Raw genomic sequence first — 25,073 nt, 5'->3', positions numbered from 1 at the left:
ATCGTGCGTTTAGACCCGCGCGACGGCGCAGGCCTGGAGTCCGCTCACTCGGCGGCCTGGCGGACTGGGCTCGCGCCCTTGCCCATCGCCTCGGCGCCGGCAGCGACCGCCTTGACGATGTTGTGGTAGCCGGTACAGCGGCAGATGTTGCCGTCGAGATCCTCGCGGATCGTCTTCTCGTCGAGGCTGTTGCCGCGCCGGTTCACGATATCGACCGCCGCCATGATCATGCCCGGCGTGCAGAAGCCGCATTGCAGGCCATGATGCTCGCGGAACGCCTCCTGCATCGGGTGCAGGGTGCCGCCATTGGCCAGTCCCTCGATGGTGGTCACCGAGGCGCCCTCGCAAGACAGTGCCAGAGCGGTGCAGGCCTTCACCGCCTTGCCGTCGAGATGGACGACGCAGGCGCCGCACTGGCTGGTGTCGCAGCCGACATGCGTGCCGGTCAGTCTGAGATTTTCGCGCAGGAACTGCACCAGCAGGGTGCGCGGGTCGACAGTCGCGGTGACGGGCTTGCCGTTCACCGTCATCGACAGATTGGCCATGGGGCACTCCTCCGAAAGCCTGTTTTTCCGGCACGGCCGACGACATCTCGAAGGACCGTACGATTCGCTCGCCAGCCCATCCCGAGCCAACGAAGAATTTCCTTGGAACAACTTCAAAAAGCAGTGTGGACCCGGGATTTTCTGCGGTCAAGCGGGCTGCCGCCCTGAAGACGAGCCCGTTTGGCGGCGTTTTTGCATGGTTTTGACAATCCAATTGCAAAAGCGAGGCTCGAAAAGTCGTAGCCGGCGAGCGAACGCTTTGCGGAATCTTAACTACGCATCCTCAACATCCCCCGTTGGAATGACGATCTCCGATCGTCGCGCTCACGGATGGCGCGGTTGGCCACGATCCTCGAACACGTCCAGCGTCGCCTGACCGCGATCGGCTTTGACGAGCGCCAGCGCCAGCGCTTGCGCCGCTATCGCCCCATCGTCGATCGCGTCATCGTCGAGGTCGTCGAGCAGGATTTCGCCCGCGCCTTCGCCATCCACCCGATGCTGAAGCTGGCGGTCGAACCGGTCTCAGCCGAGCTTTTCGCCGCCGAGGCCGATCATTTCCGCCTGCTGTTCGAGGGTGATTTCGATCAGCACTACTGCGACTCGCTGGAACGGCTCACCCTGCTGGAGCGGCACGGCCAGGTCGGCGCCCGCGCCCGCGCCTCGATCGCCTTCACCCTGTTCCGGATGATCCTGGAGGAGAGCCGGACGCGGCTCGTCTTCTCGCGGCGCGACATCCCGCGCGACCTCTTCACCATCGAGCGGGTGCTGACCTATGACGTCAATACCGCCATGTCTCTCGACCGGGAGTTCGAAGCGGCGGAAGCGCGCCGCCGCGGTGTCGCGCTCGACGAGGTCGCCGCGACGCTGACCTCGCGCATCGGCAAGCTCGACACCGCGATCAGCAACGCGGTCGACCTGTTCGTCGACACCGCCGAAGAAACCTCAGCGGCCAGCAGCTTCATCAAGGAGCAGGTCGGCTCCGTCGCCCAGACCTCGCTGCTGGTCCGGGAGAAGGCGATGCAGACCGCGGCGGCGACCGAGGAGATGTCGGCGAACATCGCCGAGATCGGTCAGCGCGCCCGCCAGAGCCTGGAGATCGCCAATCGGGCCGTGGCGGACGCGCAGGCGATGGATGGCGCAATCGCAAGGCTGCGCGACGTCACCCGCAGCATCGGGACCGTGGTCGGCATGATCGCCGACATCGCCGCGCAGACCAACCTGCTCGCTCTCAACGCCACCATCGAGGCGGCTCGTGCCGGAGAATCCGGCCGCGGCTTTGCGGTCGTCGCAGCAGAAGTGAAATCGCTCGCGACACAGACGGCCTCGGCCACGCAGGAGATCGCGGCGCAGATCGCCGAACTCTCGGCCAGCGCCGAAGCCTGCGGCATCCGCGCCACCTCGATCGGCGCGACGATCGGCGAGATCAAGGCAGATTCGGAGGCGATCTCAGACGCTGTCGCCCAGCAGAGCAGCGTCACCGGCGGCATCGCACGGCACGCTGCCGAGGTCGCGCATGGCTCGGACGAGGCGATCGACAGCGCGAACCGCGTCAACGACAGCATCGGCAAGACCGAGAAGGCGCTGGAGCGCGCCAATGCCGCGGCGGCCGACATCGCGCTTCAGGTCGGTGCAGCGGAGGCCACCGTCAGCGAGGCCCTCGCAGCACTGCGCAAGGCCTCGTAGGCGTCAGCCCTCGCTGACCGCCTTGGCGAAATTGGCGAAGAACTCGTCAGCCAGCTTCTTCGAGACCGAATCGATCAGGCGCGAGCCGAGCTGCATCAGCTTGCCGCCGACCTGCGCCTCGACCTCGTAGCGCAGCACGGTCTGCCCGCCCTCGGCGTCTTCCAGCATGACCTTGGCGCCACCCTTGGCGAAGCCGGCGATGCCGCCCTCGCCCTCGCCGACGATGCGGTAGCCGTTCGGCGGATCGAGATCCTGCAGCTCGACCTTACCCTTGAAGGTCGCCTTGACCGGGCCGAGCTTGACCTTGACCACCGCCGAGAAATGCGTGTCGTCGTCCTTGGCGAGTTGCTCGCAGCCCGGGATACAGGCCTTCAGCACCTCGGCGTCGTTGAGCTTTTCCCAAACCACCTGCTTGGCAGCGGGCAGCGTCACCTCGCCGGTCATCGTCATCGCCATGGCGTCGCTCCTCACCGTTCTCCCGGGCCGCTGACATGTTGCAGGCGGACCGGTCTCGGGTCTATCCAAGTTCCCCTATTCCATGACCGGAAAGCACCGGCGCGCACAAGGGGACGAAGCTGGGATGTGGGTTGCACCGACTGCTCCGCACGAAGGCGCGTCCGGACATGGCTGATGGCGGGCTCTATGGCGAGCTCTTCGCCGACCGGGAGATGGCAGCGCTGCTCGACGATCGCGCCGCGCTGCAGGGTATGCTCGACTTCGAAGCCGCGCTCGCCCGCGCCGAGGCAGAAGCCGGTGTCATCCCCGCTACCGCCGTCGAGGTAATCGCGGCGCAGTGCAACGCCGAGCTCTATGACATCGCCGCGATCGGCAAGGCCGCAACGCTCGCCGGCAATCCGGCGATCCCCCTGGTCAAGGCGCTGACGGCCCGCGTCGCGACCGTCGATTCCGACGCGGCGAAATGGGTACATTACGGCGCGACCAGCCAAGACGTGATCGATTCAGGACACGCCCAGCAATACTGCGCTGCCTGGGAATTGCTGCTGGCGCGCTCGGCCCGCCTCACCCATGCGCTCGCCGGCCTCGTAAGAGAGCATCGCCGCACGCCGATGATCGGCCGCACCTTCCTCCAGCATGCGGTGCCAATCTCCTTCGGGCTCAAGGCCGCTAATTGGCTCGCCCCCATCGTCTCCTTCCACGACGACTTCATGATCTGGGGCCAAGCCGCGCATCAGCTCGGCGGCGCCGCAGGCAGCCTTGCCTCGCTCGGCGACAAGGCCGAGGCGGTGTCGGAAGCCTTTGCTCGCACGATGCCGTCGATCGGCGCGGTGCGCGTGCCATGGCACAGCGAGCGTCGGCGCCCGGCCCGGATCGCGACCGAGCTCGGCCTGCTTCTGGGCCATCTCGGCAAGATGGCGCAGGACATCGCGCTGATGGCGCAGACCGAGATCGGCGAGCTCGCCGAACCGGAAGCGCCCGGCAAGGGCGGCTCCTCGGCGATGCCGCACAAGCGCAATCCGGTGCTGTGCACGCTGATCCTCGCCGGGACCAAGCGGACGCCGGGGCTGGTCGCGACCATGCTCGCGGCGATGCCGCAAGAGCACGAGCGCGCCATGGGCGGCTGGCATGCCGAATGGCCGACATTGCGCGAGCTCTTCCTGATCGCCGGCTCAGCCCTGAACCAGGCGGTCGCGCTGATCGAGGGGCTCCAGGTCTTCCCCGAGCAGATGCAGTACAATCTCGACCTGACCAACGGGCTCGTCATGGCAGAACGCGTCTCGCTCGCGCTCGCGCAGACGATCGGCCGCGGCGAAGCGCATCACCTGCTCGAAGAGGCGAGCCGCGACTGCATCGCCAGCGGCCGCCATCTCAAGGATCTCCTGGCCGATCACCCGACGCTGGCCGGCAAGCTTTCGCCCGAAGAGCTCGACGACCTGTTCGATCCCACGACCTATCGCGGCGCAACCGACGCCATCATCGACCGGATCCTCGTGCTCTACGAGGAGGAGCGGGAATACATGAGCGGCAGCGGCTGAATTTCGTCGAGGAGCGTGCGACCGCGGCCAGCGCGACGACGGCGCTGTCATCATCCAAGCGTAGAGAAATAGGCTTCAGACGCCGCCGAAGCGACGATGGCGATAGACCAGCCCCGGCCCGGTGCCGCTGCCGCCGAGCGCCACCACCTGGCCGATCACGACGCGATGCGTCGCGACGCGGTGCACCGCAGCCACCCGGCAGTCGAAACTGGCGAGCGCGCTCGCCAGTGCCGGAGCGCCGGTGATGAGTTCGCCCCATTCGCCGGTGGCGAAACGCGCCTCTCCTGTCAGCCCCCCCTGCCCAGAGAAGACAGCCGCGAGCTCGTGGTCGGCCGCCGCCAGCGTGTTGATGCAGAAGATGCCACTCTCCTCGATCGCAGCCAGCGTGCGGCTGGCGGCCTCGATGCAAACAAGCACGGTCGGCGGTGCATCCGAAACGGAGGCGACGGCGGTCGCAGTCAGCCCGGCACGGCCGGCCGGGCCGAGCGTCGTCACGATATGAGCGGCGCTCGCCACTTGCGCCATCGCCTCGCGGAAGGCCTGCGCTTCGGGGCGCGACGCGCGTAAGGCGGCATCGACCATGTTGTTCATCGCCCAACTCTGCGCGAGGGTACTGCGTTTTATCTAAGCACGCAGGGGTAAAAGGCCAGTTTCAGCAATTGCCGACAAAACGGCCCTTTCTGGCGCAAGGTTAAGATATATCACATACCGCCGAAACGCCCGGCTCACTCGCGCTGCAGCGCCGCCAGCAATCCGGCGCGCAGATGGCGCATCAGCGCATCGCTCGCATCCGCCGCAGCGGCGGGCTCGCCCGCGATCAGCGCCTGAGCCAGGGTCACATGGTGGCTCGCTGCCGGCCCGAGGTCGATCTGCCGGTCGAAGAAGTACCAGGCCCGGCGGATCAGCGCCTGCAGCGGCTCGACGGCGCGGCTGGCATAGGGGCTGCGCGCCGCAGCCGCGACCAGCGTGTCGAGTTCCTTGTCGAGGCGCATATAGGCGTTGACGTCGCCTGCCTGCGCCGCCTCGCGCATCGCCCGAGCCTTGGCGAGGATCGCGCTGCGCTCGGCCGGCCCCGCCCGTTTTGCCGCCTCGGTCGCGATCAGGCGCTCCAGCACCTCGCGCGCATCGAGCGCCGCCATCACGTCGATCGCGTCGATGGCCGTGACCACGACGCCCTTGCGCGGCAGGATCTCGACCAGTCCCTGCTGCGCCAGCCGGATCAGCGCCTCGCGCACCGGAGTACGGCCGACCCCGACGAGCTCGATCATCTGCGCTTCGGTCAGCACCGCGCCCGGCCGCAGGGACAGGGTCACGATCGCCTCTTCGAGACGGCGATAGGCCAGGTCGGAGAGGCTGACGATGGCGCGAACGCCGATGGCATCCTCACTGGAAACGCGGGCATCCTCGGTCATGGGCGGTACCAGCGATGCTTGACGCACCGGATATCATTGATATATCAGAACTTTCAACAAGACCGCAAGGCGGGCAAGCCGGCCGACCAGCGGTTAAAATCCCGCGTATGGAGGCCGACATGGCGTTCGCCTGCACGATCCCCGCCGTCGCCACGCTGCAGCAGGACGACGACACGGTCCGGATCACGCGCTGGGATTTCGAGCCGGGCGCGGTGACCGGCTGGCACAGCCATGGCTGGCCCTATTTCGTGATCATGCTGGTCGCCGGTACCTTGCGCATCCATGACGGCGCCAAGGAGACCGACGTGCCGCTGGCAGAGGGCCAGGCCTATATGCGCCAGGCCGGCATCCAGCACGATGTGATGAACGGCTCAGCCCATCCGATCGCCTTCGTCGAGATCGAGGTGAAGCAGCCAGCGGCGCTCAAGCTCCTGCCCGAGGCCCTGCCCACCACATGAAGATCGCAATCATCGGCGCCGGCATCGTCGGCACGGCCACCGCCCACGCTTTGCTCGACGAGGGCCACGAGGTCCTGATCCTCGACAAGGAGGGGCCGGCCTTCGGCCCCTCGCGCGGCAATGCCGGCATCATTGCGCATACCGACGTGCTGCCGATCGCCAGCCCGAACATGCTGCGCAAGGTGCCGGGCTTCCTGCTCGATCCGCTTGGGCCGCTGGCGATCCGCCTAGGCTACCTGCCACAGCTACTGCCCTGGCTGACGCGCTTCCTGCTCGCAGCGCGCCCCGCCGCCTATGAGCGCTCGATCGCCGGGATCATCGCCATCCAGCAGCTAGCGCTGCCGGCCTGGCTGGCACGCGCCGAGAAGGCCGGGCTCGGCGGGCACATCCACCGCCGCGGCGCGCTCTACGCCTATGGCGATGCGAAGGACCGGCCGCATCTGGAGGAGACCGCCCGGCGTCAGCGCGCCGCCGGCATCGCCGTCGACATGCTGCAGCCGCAGGAATTGCGCCAGATGGAGCCGGCACTGAAGGATCGCTTCGCCGGAGCGGCCTTCCACCCTGACGCTGCCCATATCAGCGACCCGCTCGCCCTCACCATGGCGCTCTTCGAAGCTGCGCTGGCGCGCGGCGCCACCTTCGAGAAGGCTGAAGTCAGCAACATCTCGATGGGCGAGCGCCCTGCCCTGATCGGTGCCGATGGCTGGCAGCGCGTCGTCGATCGCGTCGTCGTCGCGGCTGGCGCCTGGTCGAAGCCATTGGCGGCCGCAATGGGCGATGCCGTCCCGCTCGATACCGAGCGCGGCTATAATGTCAGCTTCCCGGGCGTAACCGGCCTGACCAGCCGCCCGGTCGGCTTCAAGGACCACGGCTTCGTCATGACCCCGCTCGACAGCGGCCTGCGTATCGGCGGCGCGGTCGAGTTCGGCGGGCTCGAGGCGGCGCCGAACCATGCCCGCACCAAGGCACTCTACGACAAGGCGGCGACGCTGGTTGACGGGCTGCCGGCCTTCGAGAGCGGCAGGCTCTGGATGGGCTTTCGCCCGTCGCTACCGGATTCCCTGCCTGTCATCGGCAAGGCGAGCCGCAATCCCAACGTCGTCTATGCCTTCGGCCACGGCCATTACGGCATGACCCAGTCGACGGCGACGGCCGATCTGGTCGCTGCGCTGATCGCTGGCCGGCCGCCCGCGATCGACCTCAGCCATTTCAGCCCGCAGCGCTTCTGAAGGGGCTGAGCCAAGCGTATAGCTCAGGTCGTCAGGCGACTGAATCGATCTCGCAGCCGGCGGGGGCAACAGCATGATCCGACTCGGCTTTGCATTTCTTCTGGCGGGCTCCCTCATCGGTTGCGCCAGCCTCCCGCAACAAGCCTGCGCGCCCGGCCAGCAGTCCATGCTGAGCGCCGAATTGTTCTTCGGCCGCAAGATCGGCGACCGCGTCGGCGTCAGTGAAGCCGCCTTCCGCCGCTTCGTCGATGCGGAGGTGACGCCGCGCTTTCCCGACGGGCTCACCATTCTCGACGCCAACGGACAATACCGCGACCGCGAAGACGGCAGGCTCATCCGCGAACCGAGCAAGCTCGTCCTGATCGCAACCCCTGACGAGACCGGGAATCGCGAGAAGCTCGCCGCCGTCGCAGAGGCCTATAAGCGCCGCTTCGACCAGCAATCGGTCGGGCTCATCCTGAAGCCGGCCTGCGCCTCATTCTAACGTTAGGTCCGGGATCGCCGAAAGAATCAGAAAACCTTTCCCGACAAGAGTCTGTCAACTCAGTGGCGTAGCGACCGTTCCTCAACTAGCCTGACGCGAAGGCATAGAAATGCCGACCAGGGGAAACGTGCATGCAGGCTTCGATCTTGACCGACCTGCTGTTGCCGCTCGCCATCGGCATCGTCATGCTCGGTCTGGGCCTGAGCCTGACGATCGCGGACTTCCGCCGCGTCGCGCGCTATCCGCTCGCCGTCGGCTTCGGCCTTTTCCTCCAGGTCCTGCTGCTGCCATTCGCTGCCTTCACGATCGCGATCTGGCTAAAACTCTCGCCCGATCATGCCGTCGGCCTGATGCTGCTGGCGGCCGCGCCGGGCGGCGCGACGGCCAATATCTACAGCCACCTTGCTCGCGGCGACGTCGCGCTCAACATCACGCTGACGGCGGTCAACAGCCTGCTCTGCCTGCTGACCCTGCCGATCGTGCTCGACCTCTCGCTCGACTATTTCCTGGGGGCCGGCCAGTACGTGCCGCCGCCGCACCGCAAGGTGGTCGAGGTCGCCGCCATCATCCTGATCCCGGTCGCCATCGGCATGCTGCTCCGGGCGAAGGCTGAACGCTTTGCCATCCGCGCCGAGAAGCCGATCAAGATCTTCTCGATCCTCGTGCTCGTCGCCCTGATCGCCATCGCGATCTACATGGAACGCAAGGCACTGTTGCCGAGCCTGATCGCGGTCGGCGGCGCCTGTCTCGCCTTCAACCTCGTCAGCATGCTGGCCGGCTATCTCGCCCCGCTGGCGCTGCGCCTGCCGAAGGGGCAAGCGGTGGCGATCGCCATGGAGATCGGCATCCACAATGCCGCACTGGCGATCTTCATCGCGCTCAACGTGCTGCGGAATCCGGCCGCCGCCGTGGTGCCCGGCATCTACAGCCTGGTCATGTACGTGACCGCCTCGGCCTTCGTCGTGCTCCTGTTGCGTAAGGGAGCCAATCTCGCGCGGAATTGAATACCGATCCAATCCCTTGCCCAGCAACCACGAGGCGACGTCTCGAAAGGTATTTCAGAGGGGTAACTGTGTACTTTTCAAATTGCTGGTGAAATTTTGTGGGCTGATTGCTATTAAAGCTGACGGGGCTTGAACCGATGTTCAACGAGCTGATGTTACAGCTGATACCGATTACGGTGATCGGCGCGTTGTTCGCGTGGGGAAATTATTCTCTGGCGGTGAAGAGCGGTCGGAATGGCTGGCTCTTTGTGATTTTGAGCTGCATTCCGGTCATCGGCCTGATCACGATGTATTACACGCTATATTCGTCAATCAGTTACGCGCTCAAACGGTTGCCCGAAGAACCGCGCGTTTAGCAGGTTCATCGGCTGGAGCATTCTTCGAAACACGAGCGCCTCAGGACGCGAGCTGAGAAGGGAGTTTTCGCTCAGCCGAACCGCGCCGGCGCGAACGGTGTCGGATCGACGAAGACCTTCTGGCCGCTCACCATCTCTGCGATCATGCGGCCGGTCACCGCCGCCAGCGTCAGCCCGTGATGGGCGTGGCCGAAGGAGAACCACAGATTCCTGTGCTTCGGCGCCGGGCCGATGATCGGCATCATGTCCGGCGTGCACGGCCGGTTGCCGAGCCAGGGCTCGGCGTCGAGCCGCTCGCCGAGCGGAAACAGGGTCTTGGCGATCGGCTCGGCCCGGGCGAGCTGCACCGGCGTCTTCGGCGCGCCGCGATTGGCGAATTCGGCGCCGGTGGTGAGGCGCACGCCCTGGCGCATCGGCGCCAGGAAATAGCCGCGCTCGGTGTCGAGCACAGGATGGTTCAGCACGGCGTTGCCGAGTGGCTTGTAGTGCATGTGGTAGCCGCGCTTGACCGCGAGCGGCAGGTGGTAGCCGAGCTGGCGCGTCAGCACATCGGCCCAGGGTCCGAGAGCAACGACCACGTCCACGCCGAGCGCCTTGGCGCCATCCGTCAGCGTCACGCTCCAGCGGTCGCCATCCTGCGCCAGCGTTCCGGCATCGCCTTGCGCGACGCGCCCGCCGAGCTTTTCGAACAGCGCGAGATAGGCCTTGGACAGGCCGAGCGGATCGATCACCGTCACCGGGTCGGTCCAATGCAGGCCGCCAATCAGGCTCTGGTCGAGATGCGGCTCCTCGGCCCGCAAGGCCGTGACGTCAAGGGCACGATGGTTCAGGCCGTAATCGCGCTTCCAGCGTTCCGCCTCGGCAAGGCGCGCATCCTGCTGCGCTTGCGTACGGAAGACCTTCATCCAGCCCTTGCGCCGCAGCAGATCGGTCGCGCCCGCCTCCTGTGCGAGCGCATCATGCTCGGTGACGCAGTGCTCGATCAGGGTCGCGTATTTATGGGCGATCGCCTCGTGCTGCGAGGCGCGCGAATGCATCCAGTACGACCACAGGAACGGCGCGAGCTTGGGGATCGCGTTCCAGTGATAATGCGCATCGATGGTGTTGTTCATCGCATAGCGGATGAGCGCACCGAAATCATGCGGGAAGCCGTAAGGGTAGACGCCCTCGCGCTGGATCAGCCCGGCATTGCCGTAGCTGGTCTCGCCACCCGGCTGGCCGCGATCGACGAGCAGCACCGAGCGGCCCGCCTTCTGCAGGTGCAGCGCCACCGAAATCCCGACGATGCCCGCCCCGAGAACGATTGCATCCGTGCGCATCCAACCTGCCTCCGCCAGCCTTCCCTCTTGCAAGAATAGCGCCGGCCGCAGCGCTGTCAGCTCTTGTGTGGAATATTGCGGTATATCCGGCAAAGTTTCGTAGCTTCTGCCGCTCTTGCCGCAGAACAATACGCTCCGCCGTCATGCCGGTCGGCCTCGCGCAATTTTCTGCGTACACTAGCAGCCATGATTGCGAGCAGTGCGGCCCCCCCCGGCAGACTCGCTCGAGCAGGGGCCGCTTCATCGCCCTTCACACGCACTGACGCTGGAGCGCCCTGCGCCCATGCCGGATGACGGCGCCCTCCGGATCGGCCAGTGTGGCGCCCCGTTTCGCTCTCCCGGTTTCGATGCTCGCCGCCCTCGCCTCCGCCCTCGCTCTGCTCGGCCGCTATGGCACGCAGGGCTTCGCGCTCTCGATCTTCCTCGGGCTCGCTTTGCCGCAGTTCTCCGCGGCGGCGCGCCCGCTCCTGCCGATCACGATCTTCTGCTTCACAACGGTGGTGTTCATGCGCGCCGATCTCGGCGTGATCGCCGGGCTGGTGCGCCGGCCGATGAAGCTCGTCCTGTCCTGCCTCTGGCTGATGTTCGTGCCGGCCCTGCTGATCGCCGCCGCACTCCTGCTGCTCGGGCGCGAAGCCCTCGATCCCGGCCTCCTGCTCGGCATCGCGATCATGGGGGCGGCGCCGCCGATCATGTCCTCGCCCGCCGTCGCCATACTCTACGGTTTCGAGCCCTCGCTGATCATTGCCGGCGTCATCGTCACCACGATCGCAAGTCCGCTCATCGCACCATTCCTGGTCGACTGGCTGGCGGGAGCCGCCGTCCCGCTCGACCGGCTGGCGCTGGCCTTGCGGCTCGTGATGTTCATCGGCGGTGGCATGGTCGTCGCCTTCGCCATCCGGCGCTGGCTCGGGCCCGAGCGCATCCGGGCGCTGAAACCCAACCTCGATGGCTTCGGCGTGCTGATGTATTTCATCTTCGCCATCGCCGCGATGGACGGCGTTACCCGCGCGGCGATGGAGCGGCCGGGCCAGGTCGCGCTTTTCCTTGCCGTCGCCTTCCTGGTCTCGGCGGTCGGCCTCGCCAGCGCCTGGCTGCTCTTGCGCCGCTTTCCTGCCTCCGAGCGCTTCATGATCGGTTATGGCACCGGTCAGCGGAACATGGGCCTGCTGGTCGCCGCGCTCGGCGCAGGCGTGCCTCCGACCACCTTCCTCTATTTCGCGCTGGCCCAGTTCCCGATCTATCTCCTGCCCTGGCTGCTGCGCGGCATTGCCGCGCGCCTCCGGCGCAGGGAGGCGCCTGCTGACGCAAGCTGACCAGGCCGGCCCCCAGGCTGCCCGCAACCGGCCGCTTTGACGGCTGGGGGCAAGGGATGAAACCAATGAAGCTCTACTCTGGACCACTCAGCCTGTTCGGCCGCAAGGTCGAGATCGCGCTTGCCGAGAAGGGGCTGGCCTTCGAGCGCGTCGTGGTGTCGTTCAACCAGATGGTCGGCTATAATCCGAAGCACCCCGACGTGCTCGCCGCCAACCCGAAGGGGCAGGTGCCGGTCCTTGTCGATGGCGAGCTAACCCTCTACGATTCCACCCTGATCCTCGAATATCTCGACGAGGCCTATCCGCAGCCGCCGCTCTACCCCGCGACGCCGGTCGAGCGGGCGCGCTGCCGCCAGCACGAGCTCTTCGCTGACGAAGTGGTGTTCGGCGCGTTGCGTCAGCTCTTCCATCGCAACGGCGAACGCCTGCCGCAGGCGGAGCTGGAGCAGGCCGAGGGCGAGGCCAGGGCGGCCGAAGCCTTGCTGGCACGCTACTTCGTCGAGATCGAAGCGGCGCTCGGCCAAAAGCCCTATCTCTCCGGCGCCTTCTCCGTCGCCGACATCGGAATGTTTCTAATGGTGCACTATGTCCGCCGGCTGGACGGGCCGTCATTCGCCGCCCTTCCGGCACTCGCGGCCTGGTACGAGCGGGTCGCCGCGCGTCCCGTCTTCGCAACACAACTGACCGAGATCGCCGATTGGGACCGCAAGCTCTCGCTGCCGCTCCAGCGCCTCTGACTCCGGGGGCGATGGCGGAAGCGCATGCGCTGGCGGCAACGCATGGGCACGCCACTCCATACCGCTTCGGCCGACGCTCCGCTCGCCGATCTAAAGAAATCCCTGCTGACGCAGGCTGACCCGAAGAGTTGCGAAAGTCGCTCCAAGCAAAGCCGGAGTTCCTGCCATGATCACGCTCTATTCGGGGCCGCTCAGCCTGTTCTCGCGCAAGATAGAGATCGCGTTGCGTGAAAAAGGCCTCGCCTTCGAGCGGATCATGGTGCCGTTCAACCAGACGACCGGCTACGATCCGAAGCATCCGGAAGTCGTCGCCATCAATCCCAAGCAGCAGGTCCCGGTCATGAACGATGACGGGCTGGTGCTCTACGATTCCACCGTGATCCTCGAATATCTCGAGGACGCCTATCCTGAACCGCCGCTCCTCCCACTCTGCCCCGGCGCGCGCGCCCGCTGCCGGCTCAACGAGCTCTATGCCGACGAGATCATGCTGCAGGCGCTGAAGCCGCTGATGCACCGAACCAGCCCGCCTAGCACCGACCAGACCAGGCGCTTCGCTCAGGAGGCCGATGCGCTGATCGCCGAGCGCGCGCTGGAGAACCACTATGCCGTGCTGGAAGACAGGCTCGCCGGCCGTGACTTCTTCGGTGACGCCGTGTCGATCGCCGACATCGCTCTGTTCATGAGCGTGCTGTTCTCGTTGCGCCTGGGCGGTCCGTCGCTCGCGCCATTCGATGGCTTGTCGCGCTGGTTCGATCGGCTGAAGCTCCGGCCCGCCTTCACCCAGGCCGCCGTCGAGATCGCCGAGGCAGACCGGCGCCTGTCATTCCCGTTGAAGCGGGCGTGAAAGCAGCCTTTCGCGATTGCGAGAGGCGCATGGCGGCGCTAGACCACGCCGCATGAGCACGATCCGCATCGCCCCATCCATTCTCTCGGCCGATTTCGCCAAGCTCGGCGAAGAGGTCCGCGCCATCGACGAGGCCGGCGCCGACTGGATCCATTGCGACGTGATGGACGGGCATTTCGTGCCCAACATCACCTTCGGCCCGGATGTGCTGAAGGCGATCCGCCCGCATACGAAGAAGTTCTTCGACGTCCATTTGATGATCGCACCGGTCGACCCTTACATCGAGGCCTTCGCCAAGGCCGGCGCCGACCTGATCTCGTTCCATGTCGAGGCCGGGCCGCATCCGCACCGGACGATCCAGGCGATCAAGGCGCAGGGCAAGAAGGCCGGCATCGTGCTCAATCCCGGCACGCCGGCGAGCGCGGCCGAACCGCTGATCGGCGATGTCGACCTGATCCTTTTGATGACGGTGAACCCCGGCTTCGGCGGCCAGAGCTTCATCCATTCGGTGGTCGACAAGATCGCGCAAATTCGGGCCCTGATCGGCGAGCGCCCGATCGCGCTCGAGATCGACGGCGGCGCCACGCCCGAGACGGCACCGCTTGCGGTCAAGGCTGGCGCCGACGTGCTGGTCGCCGGCTCGGCGGTATTCAAGGGCGGGCCATCGGCCTATGCCGGCAACATCGCCGCCATCCGCAAGGCGGCAGAAACCGCCCGCGGCAGCTGGGTCTGAGACGCTAACTCACAAGCGTCATGCTCGGGCTCGACCCGAGCATCTCAGGCCGGAGAAGGCTCCAATCGGCGCCTCCTCGTCGGGGGATTCTCGGGCCTGCGCTTCGCTCCGCCCGAGAATGACGACACAATCTTACAGATCGATCGCGGCGAAACCGCCATAGATCAGCCGCGTGCCGTCGAAGGGCATCGGGTTGACGTCGGGGGCCATGCGCGGATCTTCCATCAGCTTCTGCCAGCCGGCATCACGTACTTCCTTGCTCGGCCATTCGACGAAGGAGAGGACCACGACCTCATCCTCCTTGGCTGCGACGGCCCGGTAGAAATCGGTCTGCTTGCCGTGCGGGACATCGTCGCCCCAGTGTTCGGCGATCCGCGTCGCGCCATACTCCTTGAACAACGGCGCGGTCTTGCGGGCGTGCTCGATATAGGCCTCGCGATTGGCGGCAGGCACGGCCGCGACGAAACCATCGACATAGGACATCGTTTTTCTCCTCCTAGGATCTGTCGGCGCTCCACGAGCAAGGAGCGTCCCACCCAGCCGGCGCGGACGCTAGTAGGACGAGGGTCCGATACTGTCAGCAGCGCCCTCCGGCATTCCGTCGCGAGCCTCTCCGTGCTAGCGAGCCCGCGAGCCTTTTATCATCACGTCGCGAGCCCGCTATGATCCCCCGTTATTCCCGCCCCGAGATGGTCGCGATCTGGGAGCCGCAGACGCGCTTCCGCATCTGGTTCGAGATCGAGGCGCACGCCACCGACAAGCTCGCCGAGCTCGGCGTCGTGCCGAAGGAGGCGGCGGCGACGATCTGGGCCAAGGCCAAGGACGCGACCTTCGATGTCGCCCGCATCGACGAGATCGAGCGCGTCACCAAGCATGACGTCATCGCCTTCCTGACCCATCTCGCCGAGATCGTCGGCCCCGAGGCGCGCTTCGTCCACCAGGGCATGACCTCCTCGGACGTGCTCGACACCACCCTCGCCGTGCAGCTCGCCCGCGCCAGCGACCTCCTGATCGCCGATGTCGACGCCCTGCTCGCCGCCATCAGGCGCCGCGCCTTCGAGCACAAGCTGACGCCGACTATCGGCCGTTCGCACGGCATTCACGCCGAGCCGGTGACCTTTGGCCTCAAGCTCGCCCAGGCCTATGCCGAGTTCGACCGCTGCCGCGCTCGCCTCATTGCCGCCCGCGCCGAGATCGCGACCTGCGCGATTTCCGGCGCCGTCGGCACCTTCGCCAATATCGACCCGCAGGTGGAGGAATACGTCGCGGAGAAGATGGGCCTGACGCCGGAGCCGGTCTCGACCCAGGTCATCCCGCGCGACCGCCACGCCATGTTCTTCGCCACGCTCGGCGTCGTCGCCTCCAGCGTCGAGCGCCTCGCCACCGAGATCCGCCATCTGCAGCGCACCGAGGTCTACGAAGCCGAGGAGTATTTCTCGCCGGGCCAGAAGGGCTCCTCGGCGATGCCGCACAAGCGCAATCCGGTGCTGACCGAGAACCTGACCGGCCTCGCCCGCCTGGTGCGCGGCATGGTCACCCCGGCGCTGGAGAACGTCGCCCTCTGGCATGAGCGCGACATCTCGCACTCCTCGGTCGAGCGCATGATCGGCCCCGATGCGACGGTGACGCTCGATTTCGCACTCGCCCGCCTGACCGGCGTCGTCGACAAGCTGCTGATCTATCCGCAGAACATGAGGAAGAACCTCGACAAGCTCGGCGGGCTGCACAACTCGCAGCGCGTCCTGCTCGCTTTGACCCAAGCCGGCGCCAGCCGCGAGGACAGCTACTCGATGGTCCAGCGCAATGCGATGCGCACCTGGGAGCACGGCGAGGATTTCCTCACCAACCTCAAGGCCGACAAGGACGTCACGGCAAAGCTCTCGGTGGCGCAATTGGAGGCGATGTTCGACGAGGGCTACCACTTCAAGCACGTCGACACGATCTTCCGCCGGGTGTTCGGGGAGGCTTGAGGCGCCCGCTGGATTTCGCAGAATTGAACGCTATCTAGCGGCCATGAAAACCTCCGACACCGACATCCTGATCGTCCCCGGCTGGTCGGGCTCCGGCCCCGACCATTGGCAGAGCCGCTGGGAAGCAAAGCTGCCCACGGCCCGCCGCGTTGAGCAGGAAGACTGGTATAAGCCGACCCGCGACGGCTGGGCGAACCGCATCGTCGCCGCCGTGCGCGCCGCGACCAGGCCGGTCGTCATCGTCGCCCATTCGGCCGGCGTCAGCGCGGTCGCGCATGCAGCCGAGCATCTGACGCCGCATGAAGTCATCGGCGCCTTCCTGGTCGCCCCGGCGTCCGAGCGTGCCAAGCGCGCCATTCCCGGCATGGCGGATGACTTCGCCGCGATCCCGCTGAGGCCCCTGCCCTTCCGCTCGGTGCTGATCGCGAGCGCGACCGATCCCTATTGCACGCAGGACGAGGCCAGGGCGCTGGCAGAGGCCTGGGGCTCCGAATTCGTCGATGCCGGCGACAGCGGCCATCTCAACACCGAATCCGGCCACGGCCCCTGGCCGGACGGACTGCTGCGCTTCGCCGGCTTCATGAAGAGCCTGACCGCGGTGTGAGCGGCGCGGGCCCGTGCCCGAGTCGACGCCACCGGCGTCATAAGCTCGCCATCCGATCACCGGTTATTGGCCGATGCGGCGCAGCTCGGCGCGAGCGGCGCCCCACTCGTAGAATGTCTTTGGACAGATCTGCCATGCATGGCTCAGCAGCGGTTCGGCATCCTTCGCCGCTCCCTGCATGAGACGCGCTTCGGCAATATAGAAGCTCGCCTCACAATCCTGCTCGTTATACTTGACCGGGTCCTGGTCCTTCGCAGCTTCGCGGAGCTCTTCGGCGCCGATCTCGCCACGGTAATATCGAATGACCGGCGCAGGCCATTGCTGCATATCGACCTTTGCAGCAGATGTCGTGATGCGCTCGCCTTGGCCGGACCGCACGGAGGCGATGTGCAAAAAAAGCGCCGCATAGGCATCGTTCGGATTGAGTTCCACGGCGCGTTCGAGGCCTCGAACTGCTTCGTCTGAGCGACCGTCAAGAAATGCGTACCAACCGCGGCTGCGAGTGGCGCTGAAGTTCTTGGGGTTGAGGAGCAGAGCTTCATCAAGCTTTTGAAGCGCCTCTGGATGACGCCCCATGTCGGATAGCGCGCCCGCTATGCTTTGGAGTATCTCCACATTGACCAGCTGCAATCGCAATTGGGCTTGCAGGTCGTCCAGCGCAGCCTCCGGACGGCCGAGCACGCGCGCAGTCGCGGCACGCGCGCCGAAGATTTCGGACCGAGCCGGCGCATTGATTGCGATGGCGCGGGTGAAGAGATCATTCGCAGCTTCCCAATCTCGAGCCTTGAATCGAGTCTGACCGACCAGGAACAGGGCATTCTGCTCGACTTTCGGGCCTTCGGTAGACACCAGAGCCCTCTGCGTCGCGCCGACCAGCGCCAGTGATTTCTCGCGTTCGACCTTGTCGTCATTGAGCGCCAGGGCCCGGGCGAGATGGCTGCGAGGATCACGAGGATAGCGCAGCACCAGTTCGGCAGAGTGCGCGACCCACTCGGCGTCCGACTTGGGCAAATGCTCGGCTGGAACGAGAAATCTCGCAAGAGATACCTCGCCAAACCCAGCGCGGGGAATCGACAGGAAGGTCAGTGCTGGAAGAAGGAGCGCGCTGGCCAGGGCGGTGCGGCGCCAGCGAGGTCGCTCGGCTTTGCGATCCCAGCTCCACCAAACGAGAAACCCGAATGCCGCGCCGCTCAGCGCTCCGGCGATGTGCGTGGCATGGTCGACGCGAATGGAACCGAACGCAGTGCTCGAAGCCGCGGCACCAAGAAAGGCCGCAAGGCAAAAACCTCTCAGCCACATGCGGCGGCCATCGTCCGGCATCCTGAAACTGAGCACCAAACCGGCCGCAACGAGCGCTAGTACCGCTCCGGACGCGCCGATACCGAGAAGAGCGGGCGGATTGAAACTGACCGAAGCGATTGAGCCGACCAATCCGCCCAGCAGGAAAATCGCGAGCAACCAGCCGATGCCGAGCACGGATTCAAGAAACCAGCCCACGGCCAGGAGCAGTATGACATTCGCTAGCAGATGGGCCGCGCTGCCATGCAGGAATATGGCGCAAACCAGCCGGTACCACTGACCTAGTTGAAAGACCAACTCACCCGACATCGCGCCGAACAGCACCAAAGTCGGGCCGGTCACGCCCATAACCCGCGCGCCCTCGACCGACATGGCGAGTTCGCCCAGGAAGACGATGACGAGGATTGCGGCCAGCGCCAACGTCGCCGATGGAGCCGGCAAAAGCAGACCTCTCACCTTGCCTGGCTGCTTCGGCGCTGGTGCAGCCAGCTGGGGAAGCTGTGCGGCCGTTTCGATCTCTTCCCGAATGTAGACGACGCTCGTTCCCGCTGCTTCGTCGTAGAAGGCGTCCCGACCATGCGCGATTGCCACGGCGGCGACGATCACCGCCGTGATTTCAGGCAATCGGGAGAGGAGCAGCAAGGCAGGCGGCAGATCGTCCGGCAACGTCAAGCCAGCCCACAAGGCCGCAAAAAGCCCGATAGAGGTCACCATCAGCACGGCAGAAGGCAGCGCGAACAAGACATAGCGGCGGCGGAGAGCAGGTCGAGCGCTGACGCCGGCGCGCGGCAGAACATAAAGACACGTCGCCTGGCGTCCGGGAGTTTGCCAGCCTCGGGCTTCCGTCAGCCAGCGCATCAGGGCGAGCAGCGGCCATTGCAGCAGGGAGAGGTCAAATGTGAGCGCGACCCGGTTCTGGGTGTCGAGCGAATAGCTGATAGATGTTGTGACGCTCGAGCCGACATCTTGCCGCGACATCGTGTAGAAGCGAGCCACCGGTTGCCCGAAGAAGCTCCTGACGCAGATCTTTTCTGCAGTCGGATCAAAGCCGGGGCGGGCCTCGACGTCTCGCGGACGCTCTTTGGCTGGCTCACACGAGATGATCACGCCTGTACTGTCGACCAGCGTGCCGTTGGACAGTGGAAACAAAAAACTCGCCAACAGCTGCGTTGCGACCATCACGACGATCAGGTCGATCAGGAAAGCGATGCCACGACGGATCAATCCGCCCGTCTTCCAGGTCGGTACTTCGTCCATCCCCAGCCCTTGGCCGCCCATCCTCCGACAGCTCACCAAAACCAATTGCAAGATGCAAGGGCTGATAGCGCCTCAACCTATACGGACAACAGAGACCACGGCATGGGCCTTCCCGAATGGCCGTTTCGACCAGGCTTGTCAGCCCGTCGATGAGGCAGTGAAGACCGCCAATTGAGCCTCGAAAGCGCGCTTGTAAGCCGGCCGTGCCTCGGCGCGGGCGACATAGGCGAAGAGGTTCGGATAGTCCTCGAGAATACCCGAGCCCTGCAATCGGCGCAGCACTGTCACCATCAAGAGATCACCGGCGCTGAATGCGCCGTCGAGCCAGTCGGCATCGCCAAGACGGCTGGAAAGGCTTCCCAGCCGTTTGCGGATGATGTTGTCGAGGGCACCCAGGCGCTGCTCATACCAGGGCTCGTCGCGCTCGAGGATCCGGACGAGGCTGCGGTCGAAGATCGGCGGCTCCAGCGTGTTCAGCGCGGCAAACATCCATGTGATCGCGCGCGCCCGGGCATTCGTATCGTCCGGCAGCAGGCCCGCATGGCGCTCCGCGATATGGAATACGATCGCCCCCGACTCGAACAAGGAAAGATCGCCGTCCTCATAAGTTGGAATCTGCCCGAAAGGTTGAAGCGCGAGATGCGCGGGCTCCTTCATCGCCTGGAACGACAGGAGACGGACCTCGTAAGGCTGGCCCACTTCTTCGAGCGCCCAGCGCAGGCGCATGTCACGCGCCAGACCATTGCCACGGTCGGGCGAGCGTTCGAAGGCGGTGATGGTGACGGTCATTGGCAGGCTCCGTGACTGCTTCGCGCGCTTTGCAGCCAGAGGACGAACAACCACCGCAGCTCCCGACAACTCTCCTCGTTTTTTGATCGCGAGGTTTCGTGATCCGGTTCTGCCGCCTCAACAAAAAACCCGCCCCGGATCGCTCCGGAGCGGGTCTGGTTTCACGCCTTTTGGCGATCAGCCGAGATCAGTTCTCGACATAGCCGATCTTGCCGTCGGCACCCTTCTTCCAGGTGTAGACGGTGTAGTCAGGGCGGGTGATGTCGCCCTTCTTGTCGAAGGCGATGTCGCCGATCACGGTCTTCACCGCCTGGCCGCCATGCAGCGCCGCCGCGATCTTCTTGGGATCGACCGAGTTCGCGCGCTTGGCGCCTTCGGCCATGATCTGGACAGCGGCGTAGCTGTACAGGGTGTAGGCTTCCGGCTTGAACTTGCGGGCCTCGAACTTCTTCAGGACGGCCGCCGCCTCCGGACGCTTCTGCGGGTCCGGCGGGAAGGTCATCAGCGTGCCCTCGACGCCCGGGCCGCCGATCGTGGCGAACTCGTCGGTGGTGATGCCGTCGCCGGAGATCAGCACGGTCTTCAGGCCCTGGTCGCGCATCTGGCGCACGATCAGGCCGCCCTCGGTGTGCAGGCCGCCCCAGTAGAGGTAGTCGGCACCCGTCGACTTCAGCTTCGAGATCAGCGCCGAGAAGTCCTTCTCGCCGGCGTTGACGCCTTCATAGAGCACGTCCTTGACACCGGCCTTGGTCAGGCCCTTGCGGGTCTCGTCGGCGAGGCCCTGGCCATAGGTCGTCTTGTCATGGACGATGGCGATCTTCTTGCCCTTGAGGTTCTTGGCGATGTACTCCGCCGCCACCGAACCCTGCTGATCGTCGCGGCCGCAGGTGCGGAACACGTTCCAAAGGCCACGCTCGGTGATCTTCGGGTTGGTCGCCGAGGGGCTGATCATCAGGATGCCGTTCTCGGCATAGACTTCCGACGCCGGCATGGTGACGCCGGAGTTGAAGTGGCCGAGCACCATCTTGACGCCGTCGCCGACGAACTTGTTGGCGACCGAGACGCCCTGCTTCGGATCCGAGACGTCGTCACCGACGACGACCTGGATCTTCTGGCCGAGAATGCCGCCGGCAGCGTTGATGTCTTCGGCGGCCTGTTCCGCCCCGTTCTTCAGCTGCGCGCCGAATGCCGCATTCGGACCCGTGATCGGGCCGCCGACGCCAAGCTTGATCTGTGCGTTCGCTACACCCGAAAAGGCGAGGACCGCGCCAAGGGCAATTCCGCCCAAGAGCAGCTTCTTCATGCGTTGTGACTCCCCTGTGAGTATATTACGGGCCGGTTTGGCCGTCCCGTCTCGGCGCGTGGTGCCACCGTGAAACGCAGTCTTGCGCTTTTTCGCAGTGGTGTCACGCGGCAAGCCCCGTGAACTTTGGTGGTGTTTTCCAGAGCCCGTTCCGATCAACTTGCACCGCAAGTTGATCGGAAAAACGGTCTCTGAACTCAAAGTAAGAGACGGATTCGCCGATCAGATTGATTCAATCTGATCGGATCCGGCTCTAGCTTTAAGTGCTCTCGCGAGCCCTCCAGGTGAAGGGTCCGGTGCGCTCGTAGAGCCAGCGATATTGCGTCGTCATCTGGCGTGCCCGGTTGTAGCGCCAACCGGCGAAGCTGAAGGCGAACAGCACGATCGTGTCGATGATGTAGTAGTGCGGCGACAACAGCGTTGCCTCGAACAGAGCAAAGTGGATGAAGCGGATCGCCAACCCGAGGATCAGAGTATAGATGACGAGTTGGACTGGCGGGCGCCAGGTGATCGCCACCGCCCGCCCAGCCATCCAGGCGGCCCAGCCGCCCATCACCACCGTCACCAGCAGAAAGAGCCAGATGGTCGGCTCCTCGTAGAGAATGCCCTGCATCGTTCAGCTCCCGGAAGCATCGGACCGAAAAGTGGAAGCCACTTTTCGGGCGAATCCGATGCGTGGACGAAGATATGGATCGCTGCAGCCTGTCCACGAGGGCGTGCGGCGAACATGGGCAGTGCCGGCGCTCAATGCCGGCCGCCTTCGAGATAGGCCGCCCGCACCTGCGGATTAGCGAGCAGCTCCTTGCCCGTGCCGCTCATGGTGATGACGCCGTTGACCATGACATAGCCGCGATGGGCGAGCTTGAGCGCATGGAAGGCGTTCTGCTCGACCAGGAACACGGTCAGCCCCTGGCTGCGGTTGAGTTCGCGGATCGCCTCGAAGATCTGCTTGACGATCAGCGGCGCGAGGCCGAGCGACGGCTCGTCGAGCATCAGCAGCTTCGGCCGTGCCATCAGCGCGCGCGCGATCGCCACCATCTGCTGCTCGCCACCCGAGAGTGTGCCGCCGCGCTGCTGCAGCCGCTCTTTCACACGCGGGAAGAGCACGCAGATCTTCTCGAGATCCTCGTCGAAATGCTGCATGCCGGCGACCGCCGCGCCCATCTGCAGGTTCTCGAACACGGTCATCCGCGGGAAGATGCGTCGCCCTTCCGGCGACTGCGCGATGCCGAGCCGCGCGATCTCATGGCTCGGCATCCGCGTGATGTCGCGCCCCTCGTAGGTGATGGTGCCTTCACGCGCCTGCGGAGTGCCGAAGATCGTCATCATCAGCGTCGACTTGCCGGCGCCGTTGGCGCCGATCATCGTCACGATCTCGCCCTGGCGGACATCGACGTCGACACCCTTCAGCGCGATGATCTTGCCGTAATAGGTCTTGACGCCGCGGACGGCGAGGAGCGGTGCTGCCTCGCTCATAGGCCGACCTCCGCTTCCACCTGCTCGACCTCTTCGTCGTCGACGCCGAGATAAGCGGCGATCACCTTCGGATCAGCTCGCACCTGCGCCGGCGTGCCGTCCGAGATCTTGGTGCCATAGTCGAGCACCACGACATGGTCCGAGATTCCCATCACCACCGACATGTCGTGTTCGATCAGGAGCAGCGCCGTGCCGTGATCCTTGCGGATCGACAGCAGGAGGTTGTTGAGGTCGAGGCTCTCGCGCGGGTTGAGGCCGGCGGCCGGCTCGTCGAGGCAGAGCAGCACCGGGTCGGTGCACATCGCCCGGGCAATTTCCAGCCGGCGCTGGTCGCCATAGGGCAGATCGGCGGCAGGATCGTCGGCGCGATGGATCAGGTTGATCTTCTCGAGCCAGACCTTGGCCTTCTCGATCGCCTCCTTCTCGCGCGCCTTGTAGCCGCCGATGCCGAGCACGCCGAGGAAGGTGAAGCCCGAGGCGATCATCAGCGGGTTGTGCTGCGCGATCAGAAGGTTCTCCAGCACCGTCATGCCGCCGAACAGGCGGATGTTCTGGAAGGTGCGGGCGACCTTGGCCTTCCACGCGATGCGGAAATCCGGCATCCGCTCGAGCAGGTAGCTGGCGCCACTCTCCTGGGTCAGCGTGATCATGCCCTCGGTCGGCTTGTAGAAGCCGGTGATGCAGTTGAACACCGTGGTCTTGCCGGCGCCGTTCGGGCCGATCAGTGCGGTGATGTCGCCCTTGCGGGCCTCGAAGGAGAGGTCGTTGACGGCGGTCAGGCCGCCGAAGCGCATCGTCAGATGCTCGACCTTGAGCAGTGGGGTCCCGGGCGGAGCGACCGTGACGGCCGTCATCGCCGAGGTGGTCTCGACCAAATTCGTCATCAGCCGTGCCCCTCCTGGACCATATCGGAGGAGATGGCCTTCTTCTCCTTGAGGAAGGCGGTCGGCTCGCGGGTCGAGATCAGCCCGCGCGGCTTCCAGATCATGATCACCACCATGGCGAAGCCGAAGATCAGCATGCGGTACTTGGTCGGGTCGAAGTCCTGGCCGAAGATCTGTTTCAGCCAGTCGAGCTCGCGCAAGAGCTCGGTACCGCCGATCATCGCGATCGCAGCGATGGCGCAGCCCCAGAGCGAGCCCATGCCGCCGAGCACGACAATGGCGAGGATCACCGCCGATTCCATGAAGACGAAGGATTCAGGCGAGATGAAGCCTTGCCGTGCCGCGAAGAAGGAGCCGGCGAAGCCGCCGAACATCGCGCCGAGCGAGAAGGCGGTCAGCTTGGTGTTGGTGGTGTTGATGCCGAGCGAGCGGCAGGCGATCTCGTCCTCGCGCAGCGCCTCCCAGGCGCGCCCGACCGGCAACCGCCGCAAGCGCAGGCTGACATAGGCGGTCAGAAGCGCCAGGCACAGGATGACGTAATAGAGGAAGATCGTGCGGTAGAGCGGCGAGAATTCGAGCCCGAATACAGCCGCGAAACCGTTATCGGCGGCCGTGAACGGTATGCCGAAGAAGGTCGGCCGTGGAATGCCGGAAATGCCGGCATAGCCGTTCGAGAAATCGGTCCAGTTGATCAGGACGAGGCGGATGATCTCGCCGAAGGCGAGCGTCACGATGGCGAGATAGTCACCGCGTAGCCGCAGCACCGGGAAGCCCAGGATGAGCCCCCAGAAGGCGGCGAGGATGCCCGACATCGGCAGCAGGATCCAGAAGGACAGGCCGAAGTTCTTGGCGAGCAACGCGTAGGAATAGGCGCCGACCGCGTAGAAGGCGACATAGCCGAGATCGAGCAGGCCGGCGAGGCCGACGACGATGTTCAGCCCCCAGCCGAGCATCACGTAGATCAGGATCTGGACGCCGAAATTATCGATCCATTTCAGCGCCCCGCCCCAGCCGGCGAGGTTGATCGCGATGATCGGGAAGGTCAGCAGGAAGCCGAGGCCGAACAGCGAGAAGATCCGCGAATGGCGCTGGAAGAAGCCGACCGTGCCATGCGGCAGGAGCCGCACGGCCGATTTGCCCTCGCCGCGCGTCTGCTGGCGCAGCGCTATCAGGAAGCGGCCGACGAAGATGATGGCGACCGCCCAGGCGACCGCGTCCCAGCGCGGGTCGAGGACGAGCTGGTTGTCGAGGTTCTGGCGCGTGCCCCAGGCGATGATTGGGATACACAGGCCGAAGGTGACGAGCGCCGCGAAGGCGGCCTCTTTCAGCGCCTTCGTCATGTCGGCTTGGCGCTTGGCCGGGGTCGATGTCTCCATG

The 25,073-nt window shown here is 65.4% G+C and carries 26 protein-coding genes; 13 read left to right on the top strand and 13 right to left on the bottom strand.

The features are described from left to right. Positions 1 to 44: 44 nt before the first annotated feature. On the bottom strand, positions 45 to 545 hold the full coding sequence (locus ACSQ3M_RS00585; RefSeq protein ID WP_436148147.1) for a (2Fe-2S)-binding protein: 501 nt from the start codon (positions 543 to 545) through the stop codon (positions 45 to 47). 339 nt (positions 546 to 884) lie between these two features. Here ACSQ3M_RS00585 and ACSQ3M_RS00580 point away from each other — a divergent pair, with 339 nt between their 5' ends. Then, on the top strand, positions 885 to 2,228 hold the full coding sequence (locus ACSQ3M_RS00580; protein ID WP_436148146.1) for a methyl-accepting chemotaxis protein: 1,344 nt from the start codon (positions 885 to 887) through the stop codon (positions 2,226 to 2,228). 3 nt (positions 2,229 to 2,231) lie between these two features. Here ACSQ3M_RS00580 and ACSQ3M_RS00575 read toward each other — a convergent pair whose 3' ends face one another. After that, on the bottom strand, positions 2,232 to 2,684 hold the full coding sequence (locus ACSQ3M_RS00575; protein ID WP_436148145.1) for a CoxG family protein: 453 nt from the start codon (positions 2,682 to 2,684) through the stop codon (positions 2,232 to 2,234). A gap of 167 nt (positions 2,685 to 2,851) precedes the next feature. Between ACSQ3M_RS00575 and pcaB the strand changes: the two genes are divergently transcribed. Continuing rightward, a complete protein-coding gene (pcaB, locus tag ACSQ3M_RS00570) occupies positions 2,852 to 4,222 on the top strand; it encodes a 3-carboxy-cis,cis-muconate cycloisomerase (protein WP_436148144.1) in 1,371 nt (456 codons plus the stop codon). A 75-nt stretch (positions 4,223 to 4,297) separates the two neighbouring features. On the opposite strand, the gene ACSQ3M_RS00565 is transcribed toward pcaB, so the two are convergent. After that, entirely contained in the window at positions 4,298 to 4,813 is a 516-nt protein-coding gene (locus ACSQ3M_RS00565; protein ID WP_436148143.1) for a flavin reductase, read from the bottom strand. A 134-nt stretch (positions 4,814 to 4,947) separates the two neighbouring features. After that, positions 4,948 to 5,634, bottom strand: coding sequence for a GntR family transcriptional regulator (locus tag ACSQ3M_RS00560; RefSeq protein ID WP_436148142.1), 687 nt, complete (start codon positions 5,632 to 5,634; stop codon positions 4,948 to 4,950). A gap of 119 nt (positions 5,635 to 5,753) precedes the next feature. Here ACSQ3M_RS00560 and ACSQ3M_RS00555 point away from each other — a divergent pair, with 119 nt between their 5' ends. The 5 genes from ACSQ3M_RS00555 (at position 5,754) to ACSQ3M_RS00535 (ending at position 9,165) form a co-directional block, all read left to right on the top strand. Beyond that, a complete protein-coding gene (locus ACSQ3M_RS00555; RefSeq protein WP_436148141.1) occupies positions 5,754 to 6,092 on the top strand; it encodes a cupin domain-containing protein in 339 nt (112 codons plus the stop codon). After that, a complete protein-coding gene (locus ACSQ3M_RS00550) occupies positions 6,089 to 7,321 on the top strand; it encodes an NAD(P)/FAD-dependent oxidoreductase (RefSeq protein WP_436148140.1) in 1,233 nt (410 codons plus the stop codon). The genes ACSQ3M_RS00555 and ACSQ3M_RS00550 overlap by 4 nt, the downstream gene beginning before the upstream one ends. A gap of 166 nt (positions 7,322 to 7,487) precedes the next feature. Beyond that, the gene (locus ACSQ3M_RS00545; RefSeq protein ID WP_436148139.1) at positions 7,488 to 7,805 is read left to right on the top strand and encodes a DUF3574 domain-containing protein; all 318 of its coding nucleotides are present in this window, start codon (positions 7,488 to 7,490) and stop codon (positions 7,803 to 7,805) included. Between the two features lie 131 nt (positions 7,806 to 7,936). Further along, a complete protein-coding gene (locus tag ACSQ3M_RS00540) occupies positions 7,937 to 8,809 on the top strand; it encodes a bile acid:sodium symporter family protein (protein WP_436148138.1) in 873 nt (290 codons plus the stop codon). A 137-nt stretch (positions 8,810 to 8,946) separates the two neighbouring features. After that, on the top strand, positions 8,947 to 9,165 hold the full coding sequence (locus ACSQ3M_RS00535; protein ID WP_436148137.1) for a hypothetical protein: 219 nt from the start codon (positions 8,947 to 8,949) through the stop codon (positions 9,163 to 9,165). 71 nt (positions 9,166 to 9,236) lie between these two features. On the opposite strand, the gene ACSQ3M_RS00530 is transcribed toward ACSQ3M_RS00535, so the two are convergent. Further along, positions 9,237 to 10,484, bottom strand: a complete 1,248-nt coding sequence (locus tag ACSQ3M_RS00530) for an NAD(P)/FAD-dependent oxidoreductase (RefSeq protein ID WP_436148136.1) — start codon at positions 10,482 to 10,484, stop codon at positions 9,237 to 9,239. Positions 10,485 to 10,801: 317 nt separating this feature from the next. Between ACSQ3M_RS00530 and ACSQ3M_RS00525 the strand changes: the two genes are divergently transcribed. The 4 genes from ACSQ3M_RS00525 (at position 10,802) to rpe (ending at position 14,114) form a co-directional block, all read left to right on the top strand. Beyond that, positions 10,802 to 11,800 (top strand): sodium:proton symporter, encoded by a 999-nt coding sequence (locus ACSQ3M_RS00525; protein WP_436148135.1) that lies wholly within the window; start codon positions 10,802 to 10,804, stop codon positions 11,798 to 11,800. A gap of 65 nt (positions 11,801 to 11,865) precedes the next feature. Beyond that, positions 11,866 to 12,537: a glutathione S-transferase family protein gene (locus ACSQ3M_RS00520; protein WP_436148134.1), complete on the top strand. Its 672-nt coding sequence runs from the start codon at positions 11,866 to 11,868 to the stop codon at positions 12,535 to 12,537. 166 nt (positions 12,538 to 12,703) lie between these two features. After that, positions 12,704 to 13,381, top strand: coding sequence for a glutathione S-transferase family protein (locus ACSQ3M_RS00515; protein ID WP_436148133.1), 678 nt, complete (start codon positions 12,704 to 12,706; stop codon positions 13,379 to 13,381). A gap of 52 nt (positions 13,382 to 13,433) precedes the next feature. Further along, positions 13,434 to 14,114 carry a ribulose-phosphate 3-epimerase gene (gene rpe / locus ACSQ3M_RS00510; RefSeq protein ID WP_436148132.1) on the top strand — a complete coding sequence of 227 codons (681 nt, stop codon included), beginning with the start codon at positions 13,434 to 13,436 and terminating at the stop codon, positions 14,112 to 14,114. Positions 14,115 to 14,246: 132 nt separating this feature from the next. On the opposite strand, the gene ACSQ3M_RS00505 is transcribed toward rpe, so the two are convergent. Continuing rightward, the gene (locus ACSQ3M_RS00505; RefSeq protein WP_436148131.1) at positions 14,247 to 14,597 is read right to left on the bottom strand and encodes a DUF1428 domain-containing protein; all 351 of its coding nucleotides are present in this window, start codon (positions 14,595 to 14,597) and stop codon (positions 14,247 to 14,249) included. A gap of 179 nt (positions 14,598 to 14,776) precedes the next feature. On the opposite strand from ACSQ3M_RS00505, the gene purB reads away from it, so the two are divergent. Both purB and ACSQ3M_RS00495 read left to right on the top strand, forming a co-directional pair. Beyond that, positions 14,777 to 16,084, top strand: a complete 1,308-nt coding sequence (gene purB, locus ACSQ3M_RS00500) for an adenylosuccinate lyase (RefSeq protein WP_436148130.1) — start codon at positions 14,777 to 14,779, stop codon at positions 16,082 to 16,084. A 43-nt stretch (positions 16,085 to 16,127) separates the two neighbouring features. Continuing rightward, entirely contained in the window at positions 16,128 to 16,688 is a 561-nt protein-coding gene (locus tag ACSQ3M_RS00495; protein ID WP_436148129.1) for an RBBP9/YdeN family alpha/beta hydrolase, read from the top strand. Between the two features lie 63 nt (positions 16,689 to 16,751). Here the strand turns inward: ACSQ3M_RS00495 and ACSQ3M_RS00490 are convergent, their stop codons facing one another. From ACSQ3M_RS00490 to livM, 7 genes are all read right to left on the bottom strand, one after another. After that, on the bottom strand, positions 16,752 to 19,244 hold the full coding sequence (locus tag ACSQ3M_RS00490; protein WP_436148128.1) for a rhomboid family intramembrane serine protease: 2,493 nt from the start codon (positions 19,242 to 19,244) through the stop codon (positions 16,752 to 16,754). Positions 19,245 to 19,382: 138 nt separating this feature from the next. Beyond that, on the bottom strand, positions 19,383 to 20,033 hold the full coding sequence (locus tag ACSQ3M_RS00485; protein ID WP_436149264.1) for a glutathione S-transferase family protein: 651 nt from the start codon (positions 20,031 to 20,033) through the stop codon (positions 19,383 to 19,385). A 187-nt stretch (positions 20,034 to 20,220) separates the two neighbouring features. After that, positions 20,221 to 21,336 carry a branched-chain amino acid ABC transporter substrate-binding protein gene (locus tag ACSQ3M_RS00480; RefSeq protein ID WP_436148127.1) on the bottom strand — a complete coding sequence of 372 codons (1,116 nt, stop codon included), beginning with the start codon at positions 21,334 to 21,336 and terminating at the stop codon, positions 20,221 to 20,223. Between the two features lie 259 nt (positions 21,337 to 21,595). Further along, a complete protein-coding gene (locus ACSQ3M_RS00475) occupies positions 21,596 to 21,949 on the bottom strand; it encodes a DUF6867 family protein (RefSeq protein ID WP_436148126.1) in 354 nt (117 codons plus the stop codon). Between the two features lie 131 nt (positions 21,950 to 22,080). Further along, positions 22,081 to 22,812: an ABC transporter ATP-binding protein gene (locus ACSQ3M_RS00470; RefSeq protein ID WP_436148125.1), complete on the bottom strand. Its 732-nt coding sequence runs from the start codon at positions 22,810 to 22,812 to the stop codon at positions 22,081 to 22,083. After that, positions 22,809 to 23,666, bottom strand: coding sequence for an ABC transporter ATP-binding protein (locus ACSQ3M_RS00465; protein WP_436149263.1), 858 nt, complete (start codon positions 23,664 to 23,666; stop codon positions 22,809 to 22,811). Before ACSQ3M_RS00465 ends, ACSQ3M_RS00470 begins: the two co-directional genes overlap by 4 nt. 29 nt (positions 23,667 to 23,695) lie before the next feature. Then, on the bottom strand, positions 23,696 to 25,072 hold the full coding sequence (livM, locus tag ACSQ3M_RS00460) for a high-affinity branched-chain amino acid ABC transporter permease LivM (protein ID WP_436149262.1): 1,377 nt from the start codon (positions 25,070 to 25,072) through the stop codon (positions 23,696 to 23,698). Position 25,073: the final 1 nt, after the last annotated feature.

The organism is Allobosea sp. LjRoot90, assembly GCF_964254315.1.
Lineage (GTDB): Bacteria > Pseudomonadota > Alphaproteobacteria > Rhizobiales > Beijerinckiaceae > Allobosea.
The sequence above is the reverse complement of the archived record's forward strand: the minus strand, read 5'-3'. Positions and strand labels throughout refer to the sequence as shown.